The following is a 22,559-nucleotide window of genomic DNA, read 5'->3' as shown; positions in this document are numbered from 1 at the left end:
GAGGGGCTCGGCTGATAGGGATCTTTGAATAGGGTTCTGTCCGCACTTCCGTGGACGATCTATCTCCGATCCTCGCTCAGGCGACTCGATAGGATCGCGGCATGGTGGAGGATCTCGCGACCGCGTTGCCAGAGGATGAGTACCGACGCGTATGGGACCGCTTCTGCGAGGACTTCACATTCCGTCCGAGTACGAGTTCGTTCAAGCGGAGCCACTGCTGGACGGCCTGATCGTGGGAGTTCTCGTCGCGAGGGCGGGTCACTGCTCCTCCTCCCGTGCCTTGAGGTAGTCGGCCGCAGAACGACGGGCCTTTTGATCGTGACGATCAAGGTGATCGTGATGACGACTGAGGCTGTACCCATTGGTGCCCTTCTCCTACATCGCTCCGTGGGACGGGTCGAGGCCGTGGCCTTCCTGGGGGGGGAGATCGCCGCGCTCGGGGTGCTGTCCTGCGGCGCGGCTGTGACCCGGCGGACGCTCTCACGTCGCTCAGGAGTACAGGAAGGAGCCGTCCCGGGGGCGGGCCGCAGACGTCGCCAGGCCGTCGCCGTGCCTGTCACTACCGCAGACGTCTCCCTGCCTGATACGACTTTCTCGAACCGGCCCGTCCCCATGGCGGCTTGAGCTGCTGGTCGGCGGCGCCGAGGCCAGGGGGGTATAGGCGGCGGAGACGCCGATCTGGCAGGTCTCGGCCCGCCCCGGCTGTGGCGGCGTACTGCCGCTGTACTCCAGCGCCCTGCGGCGAAGTCCGCCATCATGGGGTGGCGGGCCCCACACTGAGAAACAGGTAGGACCATGATGCGCGTTGAGGTCGACGTTCTCAGCTGTGTTTCCTCGGGCCAGTGCGTGATGCTCGTCCCCGAGGTCTTCGATCAGCGGGACGAGGACGGCACGGTCGAACTCCTCGATGACACTCCGCCCTCCGAACTCCACGACGCCGTACGCAAGTCGGCCATGATGTGCCCTGGGGCAGCGATCCGGGTCGAGGAGCCGTCGTAACCGCCGCACCCGATCGCGTCGTGGTCGTCGGTGCCCTGGCTCGTCACCGACGAGTGTGATGGTGCCGACGTGGCGGACCGCCGCCACCTCGGCTCATCTCGGGCTGCCGCAAGCGATGTGACTGGTCCAGGCTCCCCTCAGGGCGCGGCCCGACGAAGCCGCGGCCGCGCGGATCAGCGGCCGCGCGGATCAGCGGCCGCGTCGCCTCATGTAGAGGTCGAAGGCCCGGTAGACCATCGGCCGCAGCGGCAGGTCCCACTCGCCGACGTACCGCGTCGCCTGGCCGCCGGTGCCGACCTTGAACTGGACGAGGCCGACGTGCGGGTCGTCGGCGTCGAGGGTGGGGGTGATGCCACGCAGGTCGTAGACGTCGCAGCCGGCCGCGAGCGAGTCGCGGATCATCGCCCACTGGCAGGCGTTTGAGGCACGCACCTCGCGCTTCGCGGTGGAGGAGGCGCCATAGGAGTACACCGCGTGGGCGCCGACGCGGACCATGACCGTGGCGGCGGCCAAGTCGCCCTGGTGACGGGCCAGGTAGAGCTTGATCCGCTCGGGGTCCTCGGCACTCAGCGCCGCGAACATGGTCTCGAAGTAGCGCAGCGGCCGGGGTGTGAAGTGGTCGCGCTCGGCGGTGTGGACGTAGAGGTCGTGGAACGCCTTGAGGTCCTCCGGGCCCCCGTTGCTGACCGTGACCTCGACTCCCTCCTTGGCCGACTTCTTGATGTTGCGGCGCCACTGCTGGTTCATGCCCTTGAGCAATTCGTCCTCGGTCCTGCCTACCAGCGGGACCTCGTACTTGAACTGTGGGTGCCCGACCCCGAACCCGTCCTCCGGGTTCTGCGGCAGCCAGCCGGCGCTCCGGAGCCTGGTGGCCACGCGGGCACCGACCGGGTCGGTCCAGTGGCCGGTGATGTCGGTGAGCCGTTTGGTGCCCGGGTCGGCGATGCCCTCCTTGACCTGGGCGGCGCTCCAGGTGTGGGTGCGCACCGGCGGGCCGATCCGGATCGCGAACGCGCCATGGGCCTTGAGGTGGGCCGCCAGCGGATCGAGCCAAGCACTGATGTCGCCGCTCCAGTCGATGACCGGGCCCTCGGGCAGATACGCCAGCGTGAAGCGGTCGAGCCTCGGCACGGGGCGGTGCAGAACGAGTCCAGCACCCACCAGGCGCCGCCCCTCGAACCAGCCGAGGGACTCGCTGCGCCACTCGGTCTTGACGCCGCCCCATGCCGGGGTCTGCAGAAAGCTGACCGACCGCTGGGCCCGTACGAACGCCATGTGCTCGGCGGCGGTGATCGGCATGACGACGGGTTTCACGGCTGTAGGTCGCATTGCTTCGCTGGGGGGGTTGTAGGACATGTCATCAGTCAATGTAGTGGGGTGTTGCCGGGGTGTATGCGGTTTTCGATACGCCGACGATATGTCACCGCCCGGCGGCCCAGGGGCTGGTTCCGGCGGCCATCGGCCGGTGGCTCCACGGCGGGGAGGCAGGGTTTGGTTGATCCGCGCCACCTCGTCGTCGGCCGAAGCCGCCCCCGGCCACGTGCCTCCGGTGGGTACGCGCACATCAGTGCGTGTCGGTTGTCGTCAGGGGGCGTGGTGCCGGTGCCGGAGGGGGCACTTCGCTGCCGAGGTTCAGCTCCAGGTGTTTCGGGAGCGCCCGGCGGTACAGTGGCAGGACCGCAGCGCTCGTGATGACGGCGACCATGACGAGAACAGAGAACACCGGCTTGGTGATCAGGCCCTGGGCCAAGCCGATGTTGATGAAGACGATGATCATCATGCCGCGGGCGTTCATCAGCCCTCCCACGGCAAAGGCCTCGCGCCAGCTGAAGCGGAGTGTCTTCATGGCCAGGGTGCTGCCGAAGTACTTGCCCGCGAATCCCGCCAGGAGCGCGGCGACGCCGAACAGCAGGGTGTCGGCCGAGAGGCTCCGCAGGTCGGTGGTGAGGCCGGACAGGGCGAAGAAGATGGGCAGCAGTAGCGTGGAGACGGTGTCCATCATCCGGCTGTGCAGCGCTTGGCGGAACCGCGGGTCACGGGGCATGGCCAGGCCGGCGATGAAGCCGCCGAAGACCGAGTAGATCCCGATCAGGTCGGTGAGGTATCCGCACACGATCGGGATGATGACGACGACGTACATCGCGCCGGGACTCAGCGTGCCCTGTCGGCCGACGTGCCGCGCCAGCGGCCGCAGCAGCCGGGGCACTCCTAGCAGCATCACGACGGTGAACAGGATGCTGTAGCCGATCATGGGCAGTGCGCCGACGGCCCCGGAGCCGGTGTGCACAGCCGTCAGCGTGGCCAGGAAACACCAGGCCGCCGCGTCGTCGATCGAGGCGGCGACCAGGGAAAGGCGTCCCAGGCGGGAGTTCTGCAGACCCCGCTCGTACAGCATGCGGGCCAGCATGGGGAGCGCTGTGAGGGACAGCGCACCGCCGACGAAGAGGGCGAACTCCCACCGGTTGACGTCATCGCGCGAGACGTCGTCCCACATCAGCAGGCCGACGAGACCGCCGAGGACGAGGGAGGGCAGGAACCCCGAGGCGGCGAGGACGGCCGGGTGGTGCTTGCGCTCGGACTCCTGTCGGCTGTGGTCGAGGCCGGCGCCGACGAGGAACATGTAGAGCGTCAGGCCGATGGTGCTCAGGACGTACAGCACCGACCGTGCCTGCGCGGGGAAGACGTCCGCCTGAAGTTCGGGCGCCAGCCAGCCGAACAGGGTCGGGCCCAGCAGGATGCCGGCGATGATTTCGCCGAGCACCCGTGGCTGTCCGAGCATGACCGCGAGCCTGCCGATCACGGCCGCCGCGAGCAAGATGACCGCCAGTGCGGGAAGCACGTCGAGCGCCAGTTCGAGGTTGCTGTCGCGCACGGCCAAGGACGTATGGTCCTGCATGGGAATGGGGTCCCTTTGAGTCGGGTGCCAAAGGCTGTTGTCAGTGAGCCCGCTCGCCCGGCCCGGTCGGCACCGCGAGCCGCACGTGCGGGTCGGCCTCGGCGTTGCTCCAGAACTCGCCGAGGCCGACGTGCGCGGGCCGGTCGAGGGCGTTCAGCCCCTCGGGCCGGTCAAGGGTGACATGACCCTTCTTGGCGTACTGGATGCGGTTCAGGTCCGCCGCGCGGCGAACCGGCCCACCTTGTCGATGACATCGGCGCCGTACAGCCGCAGCGCCTGCTGGAGCGCGAACTCCGCCATGTAGCGGCGGAACTCCTCGGGCGGCTCGTCGGACAGGTTCAGCATCCGGCGGTTGGCGAGCACCGCTTCCCCGCCCAGCCGTTCCAAGGCCCGCTCGATGGCAGCGTCCAGGTCGGCGGGTTCGGCGACCTCGTCGACGATCAGGCGGGCGTCCGGCTCGCTCGCCCACAGCCGTCGGCCGCCGAGGATCACCTGCCGGGCGGCGCGCGGGCCGAGCGACCGGGTGAGGCGGAAGTTCGCGACACCCGGGATGATGCCCTCCTTGGCCGCGGGCAGGCTGAGGAAGGCGTCGGACGCGGCAAGGACATGGTCGAAGACGAGCAGCAGCTGGGTGCCGCCGCCGATCGCGAACGCGTCGACGGCGGCCGCCCACGGCTTGTCCGCGTACGGCGGCCGCCAGTCGCCGTCGTCCAGGCGGAGCCCGCGAACGATCTTGTTGATGTAGCCGAGTTCGCGGCGGAGCAGGAACCCGACGAGCGGGATGTCGCCCGACGACAGGTACTTGAGATTGATTCCGGCGCTGAATACGCGCCTGCCTCGGTAGCGCGGATGGCTCATCTCGCCGCCGCGCACGAATCCGACCTTGACGTCCTCGTCCAGGAGCGCCAGGTCGACCGCGGTCTCCATGTCCTCGACCTGCTGTTCGTCCTCGGCGTTGAGGCGGTCGTCGCGGCACATCGTCAGGTGGGCCACGCCGTCGCGCCGCTCAAGGCGGACGGCCTCGGTCTCCAGGAGGCCGGTCCGCTGGAACTCCGGGAGCAGTGCGAGCGCCCGCGGGGTCGGTCGGAGCATGGAGTCGACCACGTGCGGGCCCGTGACGGGCGAGCCGAGCACCGCCCGCAGGAAGATGCCCTGGTCGATCTCTCGGCCTTCCTTGTCCGCCTGGACCCGCGACCGCTCGTCCGCGAGCTGTGCCGCCGTCGGGACCAGGCCGGGGAAGACCTCGGCGGCCTCCGTGACCAGGGCTTCGATCCGCACGTCGCGGCCGTCGGTGAGCCGGGCGTACACCTCCTCCACGTGCTCGGCCAGGAACCGCCCGCGCAGTCGGCGCACCTCGTCCTGGGCGGCGGCGGCCTCGGCCCGCTGGCCGGGGGTCCGTCGCGTGGGCTCGGGCAGGGCGGCGAGCAGGTCGTCGACCCGCTCGGCCGCCTTGTGCAGCGCCTCCCCGGCGGCGGCGAGACCGCTCGGAAGGGTGTGCGCGATGGTCATGCGGAGGGTCCCGTTCGACGCAGGGTGCGGTCGCAGGCAGCAAGGTGCCTGCCGAGCGCGTCCTCGAAGGTGGTCGAGCCGGCTTCGAAAATCAGCTGCCTGCGAATGGCCATCTCCGTGCCGTCCACGGCAGCGGCCGCCTCGGCCAGGGCGGCCAGCGTCGTCGCCGGGTCCTCGCTCACCTCGTCGACCAGGTTGAGCGCGAGCGCGCGGTCCGCCTCGATCGGGGCCCCGAGCAGCACGGCCCGCCGGATGCCCGCCGAACCTGCCTGATGGGTGAGCCGGTGCACGGTCATCCCCGGCCAGGTGGCACCGCCTGCCCAGGCGGGCAACAACCGGGTGCCAGGAGCGGCGATCCGGACGTCGGCGGCGAGGAGGACATCCAGCGCCGTTCCGGCGCAGTCGCCCGAGGCCACCGCGACCGTGAGCCGGCCGAGGCGTTCGAACCGGCGCACCGCCCGTTCCCATTTGGAGACCACTCCGACGGTCAGCTCCGTCGCCCAACCGGCCGGAGGGACACCCGTGACGTGGACGGTGACCGGGCCGGATTCCCGCTGGTCGTCGGCGCGGTCGCAGAGATCGACCATCTCCTCGATGGACTCGGCCGACAGGGGCCGAGTGCCGTCCAGGCGCAGCATCATGTCGCCATCCGTTTCCCCGCGCGTCACCACTGGATCAGCGCCGTCTCGATCGAGGATCCGGGCCCCATGGTCATCAGCACGCCGTAGTCGCCGGGCCGGGCGACGTCCTCTTCGGCGAGTCGCTCGTAGGAGAAGAGGAAGGAGCCGCTGGAGAGGTTGCCGTAGTCGCGGAGCACGCCGGTGGTGTGCCGCGCGTCGTGCCGGCTCAGGCCGAGGTTGACCACGACGGCGTCGATCACCTTCTTGCCGCCGGAGTGCACCAGCCACTGGCTGATGTCGCTGCGGCGCAGCCCCGTTCCGGACAGCAGGCGGTCGACGACGATCTCAGCGTGCGCACCGACCACGTAGGGGATCTGCGGGTCGAGGAAGAAGCTGAACCGGTCCTGTTGCCGGTCCCATTCGTAGCGCATCGCGTCGATCGCGTCGGTGATGATGTAGCTCGCGAACTTCAGCACGCGGGGGCCGGGCACCCTGCCGTCACCGGAGGTGACGGCGAGGGCGGCGGCTCCTTCGCCGAACAGGCTGTTGACCACCGCGGTCCGCATCGTGCCGTCCAGGGCATACGCGGCGGAGCATGCCTCGGTGCACAGGACGACACCGAGTTCGCCCGGGTGCGCCGCGGACCAGCCCGCGACCACGTTGAGCGCGTTCAGACCCGCGTTGCATCCCATGCCCACGATGTCCGAACGGCTGCAATGCGGGTCTATCCCGAGTTCACGGATGATCAGCGCGCTCAGGCCGGGAGTCAGGAAGCCGGTCGAGGTGACGCAGCACAGGTGACGCAGGTCCTCAAGACTCGATCCCGCCGACTTCAGGCAGGCCTCGAGCGCACGGCACCCCATGTCGACAGCGATCTTCTTGTGTTTGTCCAGCAGATCACCCTGGGGTTCCGGTACGCGCACTCCGCCAGGGCCCTGAGGCGGAAGCGTGAGAAAGCGCCGGTCGATCGCGCTGTTGAGGAAGACCGAGCGGATCTTGGGGTCCTCGATGTCGAGGATGTCGAGCAGCTCGGATTGCGAGTACGACGTGTCGGACACCGCGGTCCCGACCCCGGCGAACCTGGTGATCTCGGTGAGTCCGGTGAGAACGGAAAGATCCGCTGCCGGAGCGATACTGGTAGTCATCGATACATCCAGCCCCATGTCCTGAGCTTGCTACGGCGCAGTGGCCTTATCTGTGACGCGGTCATCGATCTCACCTTTCGCAGGTATGAATGGACACCATGAGCGCGGCTTGGCCGCCTCGTGATAGCGGGGGCAGGCATTCCCGCGGTATCAAATGCCGGACGCTGGCACCTCCCGCGGAGCATCAGCCGTACCGGGGCCTCCTCGTCCTCAGCTGACCGGCCGCGTGTACCGACTCGCAGCCCGCCAGGCCCATCGCGTCCCGGAGTTCGGCGGCGAGGAGTTCGAGCACCTGGCGGACGCCGTCCTGACCGGCCGTGGCAAGGCCCCACATGACGGGGCGTCCGACCAGCACGGCCGACGCGCCGAGGGCGATGGCCTTGAGGATGTCTCCGCCACTGCGGATTCCGCCGTCCATCAGCACCTGGCAGCCGCCGCCGATCGCGGCGGCGATCTCGCCCAGTACCTCGGTTCCGGGCACGGCACCGTCCAGCTGACGGCCCCCGTGGTTGGAGACCACGATGCCGCTGACACCCGCCTCGACGGCACGGCGGGCGTCCTCGACAGCGAGGATCCCCTTCAGCACCACCGGCAGGTTCGTGCGCGCGCACACCGCCGCCACGGAGTCCCAGTTGGCCGGGGCGAACTCGCGCGCGGTGTGGTCGGCCACGGCCGAGACCCCTCGGGTTCGGCGGTGCGCGGCCGCGGAGGATGCGAAGTTGGCAGCCGTCACCCACTCCGGCAGCGCGAAGCCGTTGCGCATGTCACGCAACCGCCGCCCCATCCACGGCACATCGACGGTGAACACGATCGCCTCGCAACCGGAGTCCTCCGCCCTGCGCACCAACTCCAGGGACCGCTTCTGGTCCCGCAGCCAGTACAGCTGGAACCACGGTCGGCCACCGACGGCAGCGATCTCCTCCAGCGGAACGCTGCTCATGGTGCAGATGACGTACGGCACGCCGGCGTCCCGGGCCGCGCGCGCCGCCGCGAGTTCGCCACCGGGATGGAACAGCCGCTGGTACGCGATCGGCGCGACGCCCATCGGCAGTGCGGCACGCTTGCCGAGGACATCGGCCCCGGTGCCGCTTTCGGTCAGGTCACGCAGCACCCGGGGCACCACGAAGGTTTGCTCGAGTGCGGTGCGGTTGGCCGCCAGAGAGGCCTCGGTGCCGCTCCCCCCGGCGAGGAAGTCCCAGATCTGGCCGGGGAGGGCGTCCCGGGCGGCACGTTCGAAATCGGCGAGGCGCACGTAGGTCATCGGCGGATGGCACCAGGCTCGCTCTGGCCGGTCCGTCCCAGTTCCACGGCTTCGTACAGGGCCTTGATGTTGGCGCTGCCGAACGTCTCCGCTCCCTGCCTCTCGATGACCTCGAAGAAGAGCGTCCGCCGTGGATGAGTGGAGGCGGTGAAGATCTGGAACATCTGGCCGCCGTGGTCCTCGTCGGCGAGCACGTTCGTCGCCCGTAGATCGTCCAGTTTGTGTGTCTCCAGCGCGATCCGCTCGCCGAGCATGTCGTAGTAGGCCGCGGGTGTCTTCAGGAACTCCACCCCGCGCCGGGACAGCGCCTGGACCGAGCGGACCGCGTCGTCGCTGGTGAATGCGATGTGCTGAACACCAGCCCCGTGGTGGTCCTTGAGGAAGTCGTCGATCTGGCCCGGGTCGGCGCTCTCATCGGGCTCGATCATCGTGAGGGTGACCGCTCCTGACGCACTCTGCACGACGATGGAGTTCATCGCCTGGTCACCGACCACGATGTGCTCCTCGAAAATCTGCCGGAACCCCAGTGCCCGCTCGTAGAACTCCACCATGGGGCCGAGGTCGCCCCCGCTCAGGCAGACCGCGAAGTGATCGATCCCGAGCAGGCCCACGCCTTGCCCGCGATGGCCGTTCGCGTGCGGCGAGGCGGTGGTCTCGTCCCTCTGGACCAGGGTGTGCACCAGGTCGCCGAAGCCGACGACGGCGGCCGTGACGGTCGGTCCGTCCAGCTCCGCCTCGTCGAGCCGCGCGGGCTCTCGGACAGCGACCGCCCCGGCCTGTACGGCAGCCTCGAAAGCGGCGGCCGCGTCCGGAGTACGCAGCGCGATATCGGCCACACCATCGCCGTGCGCCTGGAGGTAGATCGTCGCCGGATGACGATCCGACGTCGGCTCGGTGAGGACCAGCTTTATCGACCCCTGGCACAGCGTGACGCTCCGATGATCCGCGGAACGGCTCGTGCCGGTGACGGCGAAAGCGTACTTGTCCACCCAACCGAAAGCGGCCTCCTCGAGATTACCGACATACATTTCCACATAGTCGATCTCGAAATTCTGCACAGCGCTCAAGACTTCCTCCATGAAATGGAACGGATAGCTGCCCATGCACAGCATGACTGCGAGCCACATTCGCATCAACGGTGTCAATTTGACGCCTGTCGGGCACAGACGTCATGGATACCGGTTGGCCAAGTCCCGGTTATGCCCCGGAATACCCACCCCACCCATCCCGGCGAACCGGCTCCCGGGTCAACGCCCCGTGAACCGCACCGGCAGCTCCCGGTACCCCTGCACGGCGATCGCGCGCAACCAGGTGGGCTCCCGCACCAGTTCCACCCGTGACACCCGCTCGGCCAGCACGCGCAACACGACCGACAGCTCGATCCGGGCGAGTGCGGAACCGAGGCAGTGGTGCACCCCGTGGCCGAACGTGATGTGCCGATTGGGCTTGCGCCCGGCGCGGAACGCGTCGGGGTCGTCGAACACGGCGGGGTCCCTGTTCGCGGCGGGCAGCCACGCGACCACCGGCGTGCCGGGCAGCAGGCGTTGGCCGTTGATCGTGACCTCGCCGGTCGTCACCCGGAGCACGTGCATCGCCGGTGAGGTCCAGCGCAGCACCTCCTCCACGACGGTGTCGACGTCCGCGTTCCCGTCGCGCAGGTCACTCAGCAGTCCGGGCACCGTGGCGAGCGCGTGCACCGCCCCGGTGATGGCGTGCCGGGTGGTCTCGTTGCCCCCGATCAGTACGTTGTCGCAGTTGAGCAGTACGTCGTCGCTGGTGAGGCTGTCGTCGGCCACCAGCGTGCTGACGAGGTCGGCGCCGGGGTGCTCGCGGCGCCCGGTGATCAACTCGTGGAAGTAGACGAGGATCTCGGTGTGTGCCTGACGCGGCGTCATCCCGTCGAACCATTCGTCCGCACCACCGAACGCGTGATTGGTCAGCTCGATGAGCAGGTCCTGGTCCTCGGCCGGTACGCCGAGGATGTCGCACACGACCGCGGCCGGAATGCGTGAGCCGATCGCCGGGGCCACGTCGCACACCCCGCCGTCGAGCGCCTGGTCGAGGACGCTGTCCACTTCGGTCCGCACGCGCTCCGCAAGGGCCTGCGCGGCCGCTCTGGAGAGCAGCGGTCCGACAAGGCGTCGCAGCCTGCGGTGCTGCTGCTGTTCGGAGACCACCATCATCCGGCCGCCCGAGGTGTCCGGATGGTCGCGGTCGAAGCCGATCATCATTCCGTACTCGGAGGTGAAGGGCGCGGTGGGCGCGAGGACCGCGGCACATGCCCGGTGCGAGAACACGGACCAGAACCCGCCCGGCGAACTGCCCGGTTCGCTCCACACCATCGCGTCTTCCGCCGCGAGCGCGCGCCAGCGGGTGTGCCGGTCGAGCGTCGTGTACAGATCGGGGTTGCCGAGATCGGCCTCATCGACGGTTTTCGTCATCTGCATGGACGGTCTCCAGGTCACGTGGGTGTGCCGTCGAGCACCTTGGCGAGTTGTGCCACGGTCGGCGCGTTGAAGAAGGCCTGCACCCGCAGCCGGACGTTCAAGCTCTCGCGGATGCGGGCCACCAGCCGAGTCGCGAGCAGCGAGTGCCCGCCGACCTCGAAGAAGCTGTCCTCGACGCCGACGCTGCTGACGCCGAGCACTTCGGCGAACAACATGGCCAGGTGGGTCTCCGTGGGCGTGTTCGGCGCCCGTCCCGCTCGCGCGCGTGGGGCGCTCTCGGGCTCGGGCAGGGCGGCTCGGTCGACCTTGCCGTTCGGCGATGTCGGCAGCCGCGGCAGGTCGACGACCACGTCGGGTACGAGGTAGGAGGGCAACCGCCGGCGCAGCTGTGCCAGGAGGTGTTCGACCGCCACTGGCGTACCCGCCGTGCCGACCACATAGGCGACCAGCCTGTTCTCGTGCTCGATCACCACCGCCTGGGCCACCCCGTCCACGTCGAACAGGGCGGCCTCGACCTCGCCCGGCTCGATCCGGTGGCCACGGACCTTCAGTTGGTCGTCGGCGCGGCCGACGAAGACGAGCTGGCCGTCCGAACGGGCCCGTACCCGGTCGCCGGTGCGGTACATGCGGTCGCCCGGACCGCCGAACGGGTCCGGCAGGAACCGCTGCGCGGTCGCCGCCGGCCGGTGGAGGTATCCGCGGGCGAGGCCGGGGCCGGTCATGTACAGCTCGCCCACGTCCCCGTCCGGGACGGCCCTCATCCGGTCATCCAGAACGTACGTACGGACGCCGGTGATCGGCCTGCCGATCGGTGGCGTTCCGTCGCCGGTCAGCGGCTCGCTCGCGGTCACCGCGACGGTGGCCTCGGTCGGGCCGTACGCGTTGATCATCACGCGGTCGGTGGCCCAGCGCTTCGCGACCGGTGCCGGGCAGGCCTCCCCCGCGACCAGGAGGGTAAGGCCTGCGGGTAAGCCGCCGGCTTCCTCCAGCGGCGCAAGCGCGGTCGGCGGCAAGGTGATGTGGGTGATGCCCTGGTCACGCACCAGCCGGGCGAGCGGCTCGCCCGGGACCAGGTCCGACGCGGGGGCCAGCACCAGACAGCCACCGGCCAGCCAGATCGGCCAGAACTCGGCGACGGAGGCGTCGAAGCTGGGTGACGCGAAGGCCAATAGCCTGCTGTCCGGCTTCTGCTGCTGGCGGCGCACGTAATCGGCGGCGAGGTTCGGGATCCCGCGGTGCGTGACCAGCACGCCTTTCGGCCGTCCGGTCGAGCCCGAGGTGTAGATGACGTACGCGGGGTGGTCGGGAAGCAAGGGGCTGAGCCGGTCGTGGTCGTCCAGGTTCGGCTCGGACCGGGACGGCTCCCGTTCCACGCGCAAGACCGCGGGAGCCCCGGCCACATCCTGCCCCGGCAGGGACAACACGCAGTGCGCTGACGCGTCGTCCAGCGTCTGCCGCCTGCGTTCCTCCGGGTAGTCGGGGTTGACGGGCACGTACGCGGCACCGGCCTTGAGCACGGCCAGGACCGCGATGACGAACTCGATCGACCGTGGCATCACCGTGGCCACCAGCCGTTCCGGGCCGACGCCGTGCTCGACGAGTCGACGCGCGAGCCGGTTGGCCTCCCCGTTCAGCTCGGCGTAGGTCAGTGTGGTGTCACCCATCGCCGCCGCAGGCCGGTCCGGCATCGCCGCGGCGGTTGCCTCGAACAGGGCGGGTGCCGTGGACGGCAGCAGGTTCACGCCGGTCATGCTTGCCTCTCCGCGGCTCCATGGGCATCCGCGATGGTGTCGGCGGGGCGTTCGGCACGACCCGGGTGACTGGCGCGGGCTGACTCAAGGGGTGTCATGCGGTTTTCTCCAATCGCGCGCGGGACTCGGTGCGGAGGAGCCGGATCAGCTCGCGGTTCACCGCTTCCGGGTTCTCCAGGTAGCCGAAGTGCCCGCACCCGGGAATCGTGCGGTGCGTCGCGCCGGGAATCGCGGCGGCCAGCTCCCGTCCGGCCACTGGCGGCGCTACGAGGTCGTGCTCGAACGAGACGACGTGGCAGGGCACTTTGATCCCGCGGTAGGCCTGGAGGCGGTCGGGCAACGCGCTCAGGAGCAGCTGGGCTCGGACTCCCGGCCCCTCCATGCCTGACGCGTCGAGCAGGTCGAGCCAGTCGGCGGTGAGGTCGTCGTCGATGAGCGTCGCGGGCCCCAGGTTGAGCAGGGCGCGAACGGCTGCGAGGTACCCCCGCGGCAGCTCGGTAGCTCGTTCGATCAGCTCCGCCTCGGCCTCCGCCAGCACGCGCTGGACGAGACTGCTCCTGCCGCAGGCCGCCATCAGCACGACCGTGTCCAGCAGTTCGGGGCGGGCAAGCGCCAGCTCCTGGGCGATGTACGAGCCCATCGAGGTGCCGACCACGCGGCACGGCGCCGCGCCGAGGTGCTCGATCAGGGCGGCCACGTCCGCGACGAGGTCGTCGATGGTGAACCCGTCCGCGCCGGTGTCGCTGGGCGGAATCCCGCGGTTGTCCATGGTGATCACGCGAAACCCGGCGGCGCGGAACGCGGGCACCTGGTGCAGGTCCCACACCGAACTCGGCGCCCCGGTGCCGGTCAAAAACAGGACGGGCGGCAAAGCATTGCCATGGTCGTGGTAGGACAACCGGATTCCGTTCTCCGTTGTCATCAACATGCCGGTTCTCCCCCGCTCGCCGCACGTCCACTGCGCGGCGGAGTTCTCGTTTTCCGCAACGGTTGTGTGCTCCCCAGGTGCTGTGGCATGCGTGTGACCGTACCTTCGGATATCGAGCATCTGGAAGAGCGGACATAGACATCCAGCACTTCCGACGCGCCCGGCGCACCTCAGCGAGAATCGCCATCAATTCGCGTCCACGGCCGCTACTTGACATCTCGACCGGGTATGGAAAACCCTAGCATTCATGGATTCATACGGTCTTTCCACTCGCTTGAGCATGGAAACTCTGCACGGCTCGCTCGCCGATCCCGCTATCTCGTCGATGAACCTGCTCAATGAGCTGATCGGCGAATATCCCGCGGCCATTTCCATGGCGGCAGGCCGCCCGTACGAAGAGTTCTTCGACGTCCGCCTCATCCACGAGTACATCGACGCCTACTGCGACCACCTCCGGAACGACCGGGAGCTGGACGAGGCGGAGGTCACCCGCACGCTCTTCCAGTACGGCACCACGAAGGGCGTCATCAGCGATCTCATCGCCCGCCACCTCGCCGAGGACGAGGGCATCGACGCCGCCCCCGAGTCCGTGGTCGTCACCGTGGGCGCGCAGGAGGCCATGTTCCTGCTCTTCCGCACGCTACGGGCCGACGAGCGGGACGTGCTGCTCGCCCCCGCCCCCACCTACGTCGGCCTGACCGGGGCCGCGTTGCTGACCGACACCCCGGTCTGGCCGGTCCGGTCCACCGAGAACGGCATCGACCCCCAGGACCTCGTCCTCCAGCTGAAACGGGCCGAAGAGCAGGGCAAGCGAGTCCGGGCCTGCTACGTGACGCCCGACTTCGCCAACCCCACCGGCACCAGCATGGACGTGCCCGCCCGCCGTCGGCTCCTCGAGGTCGCCGAGGCGAGCGGCATCCTGCTCCTGGAGGACAACGCGTACGGGGTCTACGGATCCGAGCGCTTGCCCACGCTGAAGGCGCTCGACCGGTCGGGGGCCGTGGTCTACATCGGCTCCTTCGCCAAGACCGGCATGCCCGGCGCCCGGGTCGGCTACGTCGTGGCGGATCAGCACGTGGCCGGGGGCGGTCTGCTCGCCGACCAGCTCTCGAAGCTCAAGGGCATGCTCACGGTGAACACCTCGCCCATCGCGCAAGCGGTGATCGCCGGGAAGCTCCTGCTCCACGGCTTCAGTCTGGTCAAGGCCAACGCCAGGGAAATCGCCATCTACCACCGCAACCTCCAGCACACGCTGGGCCAGCTCACCCGCAGGCTCGGCGACTGCCCGGGGGTCAGCTGGAACGCGCCGAAGGGCGGGTTCTTCATCACCGTCACCGTGCCCTTCGTCGTCGACGACGAGCTGCTGAAGGACGCCGCCGGCGACTACGGCGTCCTGTTCACCCCGATGCATCACTTCTACGGAGGCAAGGGCGGGTTCAACCAACTGCGGCTCTCGATCAGCCTGCTCACACCGGAACTGATCGAGGAGGCCGTCTCCCGGCTCGCCGCGCTCATCACCGCGCGCCTCCCGTGAGCCGAACTCAGCGGGTCATGCGGAATCGCTCCGCAATGAGGCCTCCAGCAGCAGCGCGCCAGGGCCGCCACGCTCCTCGTCGGACCTGAACGCTGTCGGCGCCACCACGTCGAATCCGGCCTCTTCGAGTTCCTGTACCACCTGATCCGCGTCGAGGAGCCGCAAGCGGCTCGTGCAGATGACGAAGGGGTCCAACGTGTCATCGGCAGGGTAGATCGTGATGTCCTGGATCTTCTCTGCCGGTGACCGCCTCGCGTGCAGCACATACCGTCGGCCGCTGCGGCCCGACAGCTCTTGCTGGCGCTCCTGCGACTTCCACATGCCGTTATCGGCCATGCTGACCAGGAATTTCCCTCCGGGCTCCAGGTGCGCGCGAACCGACGCGTACAAGCCCGGCCTGTGGGTGTCGTCGAGGAGGCTGATCGAGCCGTAGCTGATGACCACGGCACCGAAGCGCTTACCCAGCGCGAAGGCGCCCATGTCTCCCTGCACCACAGTGCACCGGTCCCGAAGGTCCGCCGGCGCGGCTGCCAACTCCTTCCGGAGGGTGTCGATCATCGTGGTCGACAGCTCAAGTGCGGTGACCTCGAAGCCGAGCTTCAGGAAGGGGAACGTCAGCCGACCCGTTCCGGCAGCGAGTTCCAGCACCGCCCCGGACGCAGGAGGAATGTGGGCGGCCATCTCCTTTACTTCCGAAACGCCGTCCGCTTCCAGCATCAGGTCGACCCCGAGGTCCTCGTCGTAGAAACTGCGCAGTACGCCTCGCTTCCCCACAGAGGCCAGCAAAGCGTCCGCGCGCGCGGTCCGGACCGGTCCATGTTCCAGCTGATTACTCATACGGCCGACCTCCTGGTAGGCATCCATCTCAGGGACGAGTGGGTTGTTGACGACGTCGCGGTCACCGCGGCCGGGCAGCCCGGTGCGGCAGTGGAACCATCACTTCGTGCAGTTCAGCGGTCGATCATTTCTCGGACGAGGCGACGCGAATGCGGCTGCTGTGCCAGCCGGTCGAACTCGGCCAGCCGATCCGACGGCGTCCACGCGCGCAGCATCTCCAGATACGACTTCTCCACCACAGGCGCCGCGTAGTGCGTGTCGGCGTAGCGGGCAAGTTCTGGAGCACGCTCGCGCGCGGTGTCGGCGAGGGCTCGGAATTCCTCGCGCGAGAGACTCTCGAAGTCAGGCACGAGGACAAGTCCAGGGAAGATGTCGTTCGTAGCGCACTCGGCTCGTCGGGCCAGCGTCGGCACGCCGAGCCCGACGGCTTCCGAGAGCATGCGCCCCCACGAGTCGCTGACCGAGTTCACCAGCATGACGTCGACTGCCCGATAGAAGGAGCACATCCACTCCCACTGGCGATACGCGCCGATGTGCACATGAATCCGGTGGGACGAGTCCACGCCCGCCGCCTGTTCCCAACGGCGGCGCACAAGCTCCTCCGTCACACCAGGCTCATCCGGTATGACACAACAGAGGAGATGGGTTTTCGGATCCTGTATGTAGCGGAGGAACCACACAGCGATCTCGTCGATACCCTTTGCCGGATGCAGCATTCCTCCGGCACCCAGCAGCGTGTCACCTGCATCAAGCTTCAAGCTGGCCCGTAGGGCTTCGTGCGAGGCACCTTCGACAGGTACCTTCTGGGCTATCGGGACGATGCCGAAATCCAGATCGCGCAGCAAGGGAATGTCCTGATGGAGCAGCTTCCGATTGCGTTCCGTGAACGTATACGGATGTACCTGGTGTCCAAGGTTCAGCAGCTCCTTGGTATAAGTTGCCGGGTGCGCGTCGGGGGACATCGGGATCCGATCGAACGGAGTGCTGTCCCCCCAGTGCTCCAGCTTCCAAAGGATCAACTGCCCAGGCGGCAGGTGCCGCAGCACCGACAGGTGGCGCTGGAAGAGGTTCGAGATCCTCAGCCAGAGCGGACCTTCCTTGACAATGCCTTCCGCGATTTCTTCGTCAGGCCGGAGGTCCCGCCCGAGCTGATCGAACTCAAGGGCCAGAATATTCCAATTGCCCATCGTGAACCCACTCTCTCACGTAACGACGAATACCGATCGGATCAGCTCTACCGAAGTACGGAGCCCTCACGCCTGCTGGTAGGGCTGCCATTTCATGCCGTCGGGTGAGGTCACAAGGCCGCCGGGGAAGAGCGGCAGCTCGGGCTCGGCGTCCGCGCCGAGCAGCGCCTTCATCTGCACCTGGCCGGCCTCCTGCATCGCCTGCCTGACGACCTGTGACTTGAACATCGGCACCATGTTTTCCTGGTCGCCGCCTGCCATCTGATCCACGGCCGCGGCGAACTCGGCGCTGCGCTCGGCTATCCTGTCCGCCGCCGCCAGCGCCGTCTCGCCGGACGACACCCCACCGATCAGCTCCACGAACGACTCAATATCGGTGGCGTTCCGGCTGTTCGTGACCTTCTTGGCCTGCCAAAAATACGAGTCCTCGTTCACGTTCATCTGGTAGAACGACATGAGGAACTCGTAGAACACCTGGTACTCGCGGCGATACCGCGACTCGAACTCGGTCAGTACCGTCTTCTCGTCCAGTTCGCCCGCGAGGACGCTGTTGATGGACCGGGCAGCGAGCAGCCCGCTGTAGGTCGCCAGATGCACCCCGGAAGAGAACACCGGATCCACGAAGCACGCGGCATCGCCGACCAGGACCATCCCTGGCCGCCAGAAGTTCGTCTGCTGGTAGGAGTAGTCCTTGCGGATCCGAAGTTCCCCGTATTTTCCGGTCGTTACCCGGGTCGCGTCCGACAGGTAGTCCGAAATCATCGGGCACTCGGCGATCAAGGCATTGAGGGCCTTCTCCCGATCTCCTTGGACCTTCTCGGCGTCCTCCCTGCGCACGACCGCGCCGACGCTGGTCAGCGTGTCGCTCAGCGGGATGTACCAGAACCAGCCGCTGTCGAAGGCCACGCTCAGGATGTTGCCCGAGGCCGGCTCGGGCAGCCGCTTGCCGCCCTCGAAGTATCCGAACAGCGCCAGGCTGCGGAAGAACTCCGAGTAGTTCCGCGTGCCGCCGACGTTGCCGTACAGTCGGCTCTTGTTGCCCGAGGCGTCCACCACGAAGCGCGCCGACACCGCACGCTCACTGCCCTCGGGGTCGGTGTAACGCAGACCGGTGACACGGTCGCCCTCTTCCAGCACATCGGTGACCGCGCATCCCTCCCGCACGACCACACCCTTGCGTTTGGCGTTGTTCAACAAGATCTCGTCGAATCGCGCCCGCTCGACCTGATAGGCGTACGACGTCGAGCCGGCCATCCGGGCAGAGATGCCGAAGTGGAATGTCCACGGCTCCGGGCGAGCGCCCCAGCGGAACGTGCCACCGCGCTTCATCGGGAACCCGGCACCGGCCAGTTCGTCCGTGACGCCGAGCAGTCGGCACACCCCGTGCACCGTGGCAGGCAACAACGACTCACCGATCTGGTACCGGGGAAAGTTCTCCTTCTCCAGGAGCAGCACCCGATGGCCCTGCATGGCCACGAGTGTGGCCACGGTCGAACCGCCCGGCCCACCACCAGCCACCACTACATCGAATTCGTCGACCGACATCTCGCCACCATTCCCTCTGTTGCGGGCCAATTTATTACGGCTAGTTCTATGAGCGTGCGCCGCTCGATCGCTACCCTCGCTCGCTGCCCTCGACCGCTACCAAGTCACGGGCACCTGATCCGGACAGTCGACGAAAGCGTTTCGATACTTCACTTCCCCGATGGGCACGGCAAGCCGCAGCTCCGGGAACCGTCGCCAAAGGCTCTGATAGGAAATTCGCAGCATCACCCTTGCAAGGGCCGCCCCTACGCAGTAATGGATGCCGTGCCCGAATCCGACGTCCGAGACCGGTTCACGGTTCGCGTCGACGACGTTGGGATTCGGCGTCAGCGCGTCATCCCGGTTGGCCATGAGAACCGAACACAGCACATAATCCCCGGCCTTGATCAACTGACCGTCGATGACCACGTCCTTGAGGGCCAGCCGGGGATTCGGCCCCTGTACGGGCGACAGATAACGCACCAGTTCGGTGACCAAGCGATCGGCCTTCTCGCGGCCCGCGAAAAGCAACGGTATTTGGTCGGGATTGTCCAGGAGCGCGACGACCCCGAAGCCGATCATTCCCGCGACGGTCTCGACGCCACCGAGGATGAGCGCCATGCACAGGCCCTTCAACTCCTCGTCCGTGATGTTGTCCCCGTGCTCGTGCACGACCATGCCGAGGAGCCCGTCGCCGGGTTCCTTCCGCTGCCGGGTGATCAGGTTGTCCAGGTACCGGTTGAACGCCGCGCTGTCGGCGGCCCTCGCCTTGAGCCCGCGACTCAGATCGACGTTCCGCCTGAGCCGCCGGACGAACTCGCGCCGGTCATCGCGCGGGATGCCGAGCAGCTCGCACAGAACCCCCGCGCCGATCGGATCGGCGAAGTCCCGCTGGACGTCCGCGGGTGGTCCCGCGGCTTCCATCATCTCGAGCCGATCGTCGATGAGGGCTTGTATGTGGGGCTCCATCTTGCGGATGCGCCGGACCGTGAACTCCGGTGTCAACATCTTCCGCAGGCGCGTGTGCTCGGGCGGATCGTACGTCGATATCTGTCCGACGAACTGGGGCTCTATGCGTTCCGCTGATTCGCCCTGGATGAACCGGGGCCGGGTCGTGAAATTCTCGTGATCGCCCAGTATTCTGCGCACGACGTCGTAGCCGAAGGCCTGCCAAACATATTCTCTGCCCAACTGCTCAGACGCCTCACCGACAATACGGAAAAGCGGGCCATGCGCTCTGAGGTCGAAATTGTCTGCATGCGGATCACAATGCGTTCGCAACTTGAAGTTCGCGGGCTCTCGTAAGAGTGGCGCGACCTCATCGATATCTGTACTCATGCCGAGCGGAATCTCCTTCACTGACCGGGGATTCCCGGTGAGTTCACCTCGACCACGCTGCCGCCTCAGTGTCATCCGTAATTGGGCGGGACGTCCAGCGCCGCACGTGGACAAACACGGCTGCCAAGGACGATCACCAGGCGACCATCAGCTCCGTCAGTCCATACGCGGGGGTGGTCAAGCGGAACATGTTCTCCTGAGCGGGATCCACGAGCCGCAGCCCGGGAAATCGCCGCCACAGAGCGGTATAGACCGTCTGCAATTCGAGGCGGGCCAGAGCAGCTCCCAGACAATGGTGGACGCCGTGCCCGAACGCGACGTGCGGGGCGGGCTCGCGCGTGACATCGAGACGGTCCGGATCCGGCGTCAGAGCGGGGTCACGGTTGGCCGCCGGAAGCGAGCAGATGACGCTCTCCCCCTTCTTGATCACCTGGTCCCCGATGGTGACGTCCTCCATGGCGATGCGGGGGGTGGGGGAATAGGTGACCGTCAGGTAGCGGATCAGCTCGTCGACCGCCCGTCGCGCCGCCCGCTCGTCGCCCCGGAACGCGGCGATCTGCTCGGGGTGCCGCAGCAGCGCAAGCACGCCGAGACCGATCATTCCGGAGATGTTGTCGTCACCGGCCAGCATCACCTGGACGCAGAAGCCCCTCAGCTCCTCGTCCGTGGCCGCGTCGCCGTGTTCGGCGACGACGGCTCCGATCAACCCCTCGCCCGGATCCTTCCGTTCCCTGGCGATCATCGCCAACAGGTAGCGGGAGAACGCCTCGCCGGCCGCCGCCCGCCTCTTCTGGCTTCGCGAGGCGTCGAGATGAGCGTGACACAGCCGCAGGAACATCACCCGGTCGTCCTGGGGCACGCCGATCAGCTCGCACAGCACGGCCCCGGGCACCTCCTCGGCGACGAACTCGATCAGATCCGCGGGGGATCCCGCCTCCTCCATGGCATCAAGGCGCTCGGTCACGATCTGTTCGATGGCGGGCTGCATACGCTGCATCTTGCGCAGGGTGAAGCCGGGGGTCAGCTTCTGCCGCATCCGGGTGTGCTCCGGCGGGTCATAGTCCATCAGGTTGCCCACCAGTTCGCGCGGCCGGAAGATGCCCTCTCCGCCGATCTCGTCCCGCCGGTCCCAGCGCCGCCGTGTGCTGAACCTCTTGTGATCGCCCATCACCTGTCGGACGACAGCGTGTGAGGTCGCCATCCAGCGGGTCTCGGCGTCCGCTCCTGATCCCGAGGTGACCCTCGTCAGCGGTCCCGCGGCGAGCAGTTCGTCCGCCGGATCGAGGCCCTGTCTGCGAATGTGGACGGGGCGCTCGTCGTCACCAGTCAACGGGAAGCTCCTTCCCTGCCATCGGTTCTCCTCCTCGATCCGGCGCTACCAGTCGAGCCACAGGGCTTCCACGTTGAGCGGCGGCTGCCCCAACTTGATCTCGCGATCCGGTTCGGCGAGCCGCAGCGTCGGAAAGCGGTGCGCCAGAGCCGGAATCGCCACCCGGAACACCATCTCGGCCAGCGACCGGCCAAGGCAGTGGTGGATGCCGTGCCCGAACGCGACATGCGCGGGCTTTTCCCTGGTGATGTCGAACCGGTCGTCCGGGCCTGGGAAGTTCCGGCGGTTCGCGGCCAGGAAGGAGGGGGTGACGGTGTCGCCCGCCTTGATGGGACAACCACTGATGCGCACGTCCTCCAACGCGATGCGCGGAGTGGTCTTCTCGTCGCTGGTGATGTACCGGACCACCTCGTCCAGCCAGTCCGGCACGGTCTCCGGACTGTCCCGCAGCACGGCGAACTGCTCGGGCTCCTCGACCATCAGCCACGCGGCCGCCGCGAGGAAGCGCGCCACCTGGTCGCCGCCCGCGCCCATGACGAACGCGGCCACTCCGATCAGCTCCGCGTCGGTGATCTCGTCGCCGTGCTCGCGCACCACGACGCCGAACAGGTCGTCGCCGGGATCGCGGCGGGTACGCGTCACGACCTGGTTCATGTACGCCCAGAACTTGTTCCCCGCCGCCAAGCGCCGCTTGCCCGACCGTTCGGCCCGGCTGGCGTGCAGGGCACGGGACAGCTCCGCCTGATCATCGCGGGAAATGCCGACGAAATCGCAGGTCACCGTCGTCGCGATGGGCCACCCGAAACGCGGGACGAAGTCCACGGGGCCACCGGTGGACTCGATGTCGTCGAGGGTGGCCTCGACGATCTTCTCGACCTGCGGCTTGAACCCCTGTATCCGCCGGATGGCGAAGGGGCCCGTCACCATCCGGCGCAGGCGCGTGTGCTCCGGTGGATCGTACTGAGTGAGGAAGCCGGGGAAGATGAAACCGGCCGCGGTGCCGCGGTAGAGCAGCTTGGAGCTGAACTTGTCCGAGCCGAGAACCTGCCGGATCTCGTCGTACCCGGCGGCGAGCCACGCGGTCCGCCCTTCGGGGGCGTCCTCGACGCCCAGTACGGCCATGGGGCCCTCGGCCATCAAGGCGCGTAACTCCGGCACCGGATCGAACCGGTCCCGTCGGTGTATGTCCAAGCCCACGTGAACGTTGATGTCTTCGAAGGTGCCCCGGACAACCTCGTTCTCATCGAGCACTG

The 22,559-nt window shown here is 67.8% G+C and carries 18 protein-coding genes; 2 read left to right on the top strand and 16 right to left on the bottom strand.

Annotation, left to right across the window (positions count from 1 at the left end; all coding sequences use genetic code 11):
• Positions 1-798 precede the first annotated feature (798 nt).
• Positions 799-999, top strand: coding sequence for a ferredoxin (locus tag ACIG3E_RS37570; protein ID WP_399625022.1), 201 nt, complete (start codon positions 799-801; stop codon positions 997-999).
• A 189-nt stretch (positions 1,000-1,188) separates the two neighbouring features.
• Here ACIG3E_RS37570 and ACIG3E_RS37565 read toward each other — a convergent pair whose 3' ends face one another.
• The 10 genes from ACIG3E_RS37565 to ACIG3E_RS37520 form a co-directional block, all read right to left on the bottom strand.
• Positions 1,189-2,328 (bottom strand): lipid II:glycine glycyltransferase FemX, encoded by a 1,140-nt coding sequence (locus ACIG3E_RS37565; protein ID WP_399624977.1) that lies wholly within the window; start codon positions 2,326-2,328, stop codon positions 1,189-1,191.
• A 235-nt stretch (positions 2,329-2,563) separates the two neighbouring features.
• Positions 2,564-3,895 carry a cation:proton antiporter gene (locus ACIG3E_RS37560; RefSeq protein ID WP_399624976.1) on the bottom strand — a complete coding sequence of 444 codons (1,332 nt, stop codon included), beginning with the start codon at positions 3,893-3,895 and terminating at the stop codon, positions 2,564-2,566.
• A 210-nt stretch (positions 3,896-4,105) separates the two neighbouring features.
• Complete coding sequence (gene dpgC / locus ACIG3E_RS37555; RefSeq protein ID WP_399624974.1) at positions 4,106-5,404, bottom strand: (3,5-dihydroxyphenyl)acetyl-CoA 1,2-dioxygenase DpgC; 1,299 nt, start codon at positions 5,402-5,404, stop codon at positions 4,106-4,108.
• A complete protein-coding gene (gene dpgB / locus ACIG3E_RS37550; RefSeq protein ID WP_399624972.1) occupies positions 5,401-6,045 on the bottom strand; it encodes an enoyl-CoA-hydratase DpgB in 645 nt (214 codons plus the stop codon). The genes dpgC and dpgB overlap by 4 nt, the downstream gene beginning before the upstream one ends.
• 23 nt (positions 6,046-6,068) lie before the next feature.
• Complete coding sequence (dpgA, locus tag ACIG3E_RS37545; protein ID WP_399624970.1) at positions 6,069-7,169, bottom strand: 3,5-dihydroxyphenylacetyl-CoA synthase DpgA; 1,101 nt, start codon at positions 7,167-7,169, stop codon at positions 6,069-6,071.
• Positions 7,170-7,353: 184 nt separating this feature from the next.
• The gene (locus ACIG3E_RS37540; RefSeq protein WP_399624968.1) at positions 7,354-8,430 is read right to left on the bottom strand and encodes an alpha-hydroxy acid oxidase; all 1,077 of its coding nucleotides are present in this window, start codon (positions 8,428-8,430) and stop codon (positions 7,354-7,356) included.
• Positions 8,427-9,509 (bottom strand): 4-hydroxyphenylpyruvate dioxygenase, encoded by a 1,083-nt coding sequence (hppD, locus tag ACIG3E_RS37535; protein ID WP_399625019.1) that lies wholly within the window; start codon positions 9,507-9,509, stop codon positions 8,427-8,429. Before hppD ends, ACIG3E_RS37540 begins: the two co-directional genes overlap by 4 nt.
• A 168-nt stretch (positions 9,510-9,677) precedes the next feature.
• Entirely contained in the window at positions 9,678-10,877 is a 1,200-nt protein-coding gene (locus ACIG3E_RS37530; protein WP_399624966.1) for a cytochrome P450, read from the bottom strand.
• A gap of 14 nt (positions 10,878-10,891) precedes the next feature.
• Positions 10,892-12,628, bottom strand: coding sequence for an amino acid adenylation domain-containing protein (locus ACIG3E_RS37525; protein ID WP_399624963.1), 1,737 nt, complete (start codon positions 12,626-12,628; stop codon positions 10,892-10,894).
• Positions 12,629-12,722: 94 nt separating this feature from the next.
• The gene (locus ACIG3E_RS37520; RefSeq protein ID WP_399624960.1) at positions 12,723-13,550 is read right to left on the bottom strand and encodes an alpha/beta fold hydrolase; all 828 of its coding nucleotides are present in this window, start codon (positions 13,548-13,550) and stop codon (positions 12,723-12,725) included.
• Positions 13,551-13,836: 286 nt separating this feature from the next.
• On the opposite strand from ACIG3E_RS37520, the gene ACIG3E_RS37515 reads away from it, so the two are divergent.
• Positions 13,837-15,090, top strand: a complete 1,254-nt coding sequence (locus ACIG3E_RS37515; protein WP_399625016.1) for a PLP-dependent aminotransferase family protein — start codon at positions 13,837-13,839, stop codon at positions 15,088-15,090.
• A gap of 15 nt (positions 15,091-15,105) precedes the next feature.
• On the opposite strand, the gene mpaM is transcribed toward ACIG3E_RS37515, so the two are convergent.
• From mpaM to ACIG3E_RS37485, 6 genes are all read right to left on the bottom strand, one after another.
• Positions 15,106-15,927: a daptide-type RiPP biosynthesis methyltransferase gene (gene mpaM, locus ACIG3E_RS37510; RefSeq protein ID WP_399624959.1), complete on the bottom strand. Its 822-nt coding sequence runs from the start codon at positions 15,925-15,927 to the stop codon at positions 15,106-15,108.
• Between the two features lie 113 nt (positions 15,928-16,040).
• Entirely contained in the window at positions 16,041-17,114 is a 1,074-nt protein-coding gene (locus ACIG3E_RS37505) for a hypothetical protein (RefSeq protein ID WP_399624957.1), read from the bottom strand.
• Positions 17,115-17,180: 66 nt separating this feature from the next.
• Positions 17,181-18,659: a tryptophan 7-halogenase gene (locus ACIG3E_RS37500; protein ID WP_399624955.1), complete on the bottom strand. Its 1,479-nt coding sequence runs from the start codon at positions 18,657-18,659 to the stop codon at positions 17,181-17,183.
• Positions 18,660-18,755: 96 nt separating this feature from the next.
• Entirely contained in the window at positions 18,756-19,976 is a 1,221-nt protein-coding gene (locus ACIG3E_RS37495; RefSeq protein ID WP_399624953.1) for a cytochrome P450, read from the bottom strand.
• 133 nt (positions 19,977-20,109) lie between these two features.
• Positions 20,110-21,306 (bottom strand): cytochrome P450, encoded by a 1,197-nt coding sequence (locus ACIG3E_RS37490; RefSeq protein WP_399624951.1) that lies wholly within the window; start codon positions 21,304-21,306, stop codon positions 20,110-20,112.
• A gap of 45 nt (positions 21,307-21,351) precedes the next feature.
• Positions 21,352-22,557, bottom strand: coding sequence for a cytochrome P450 (locus ACIG3E_RS37485; RefSeq protein ID WP_399624950.1), 1,206 nt, complete (start codon positions 22,555-22,557; stop codon positions 21,352-21,354).
• Between the last annotated feature and the right edge of the window lie 2 nt (positions 22,558-22,559).

It is taken from the genome of Streptomyces sp. NPDC053474, assembly GCF_044544845.1.
GTDB lineage: Bacteria > Actinomycetota > Actinomycetes > Streptomycetales > Streptomycetaceae > Streptomyces.
Note: the sequence above shows the minus strand (reverse complement) of the source record. Positions and strands in the feature narration are given on the sequence as shown.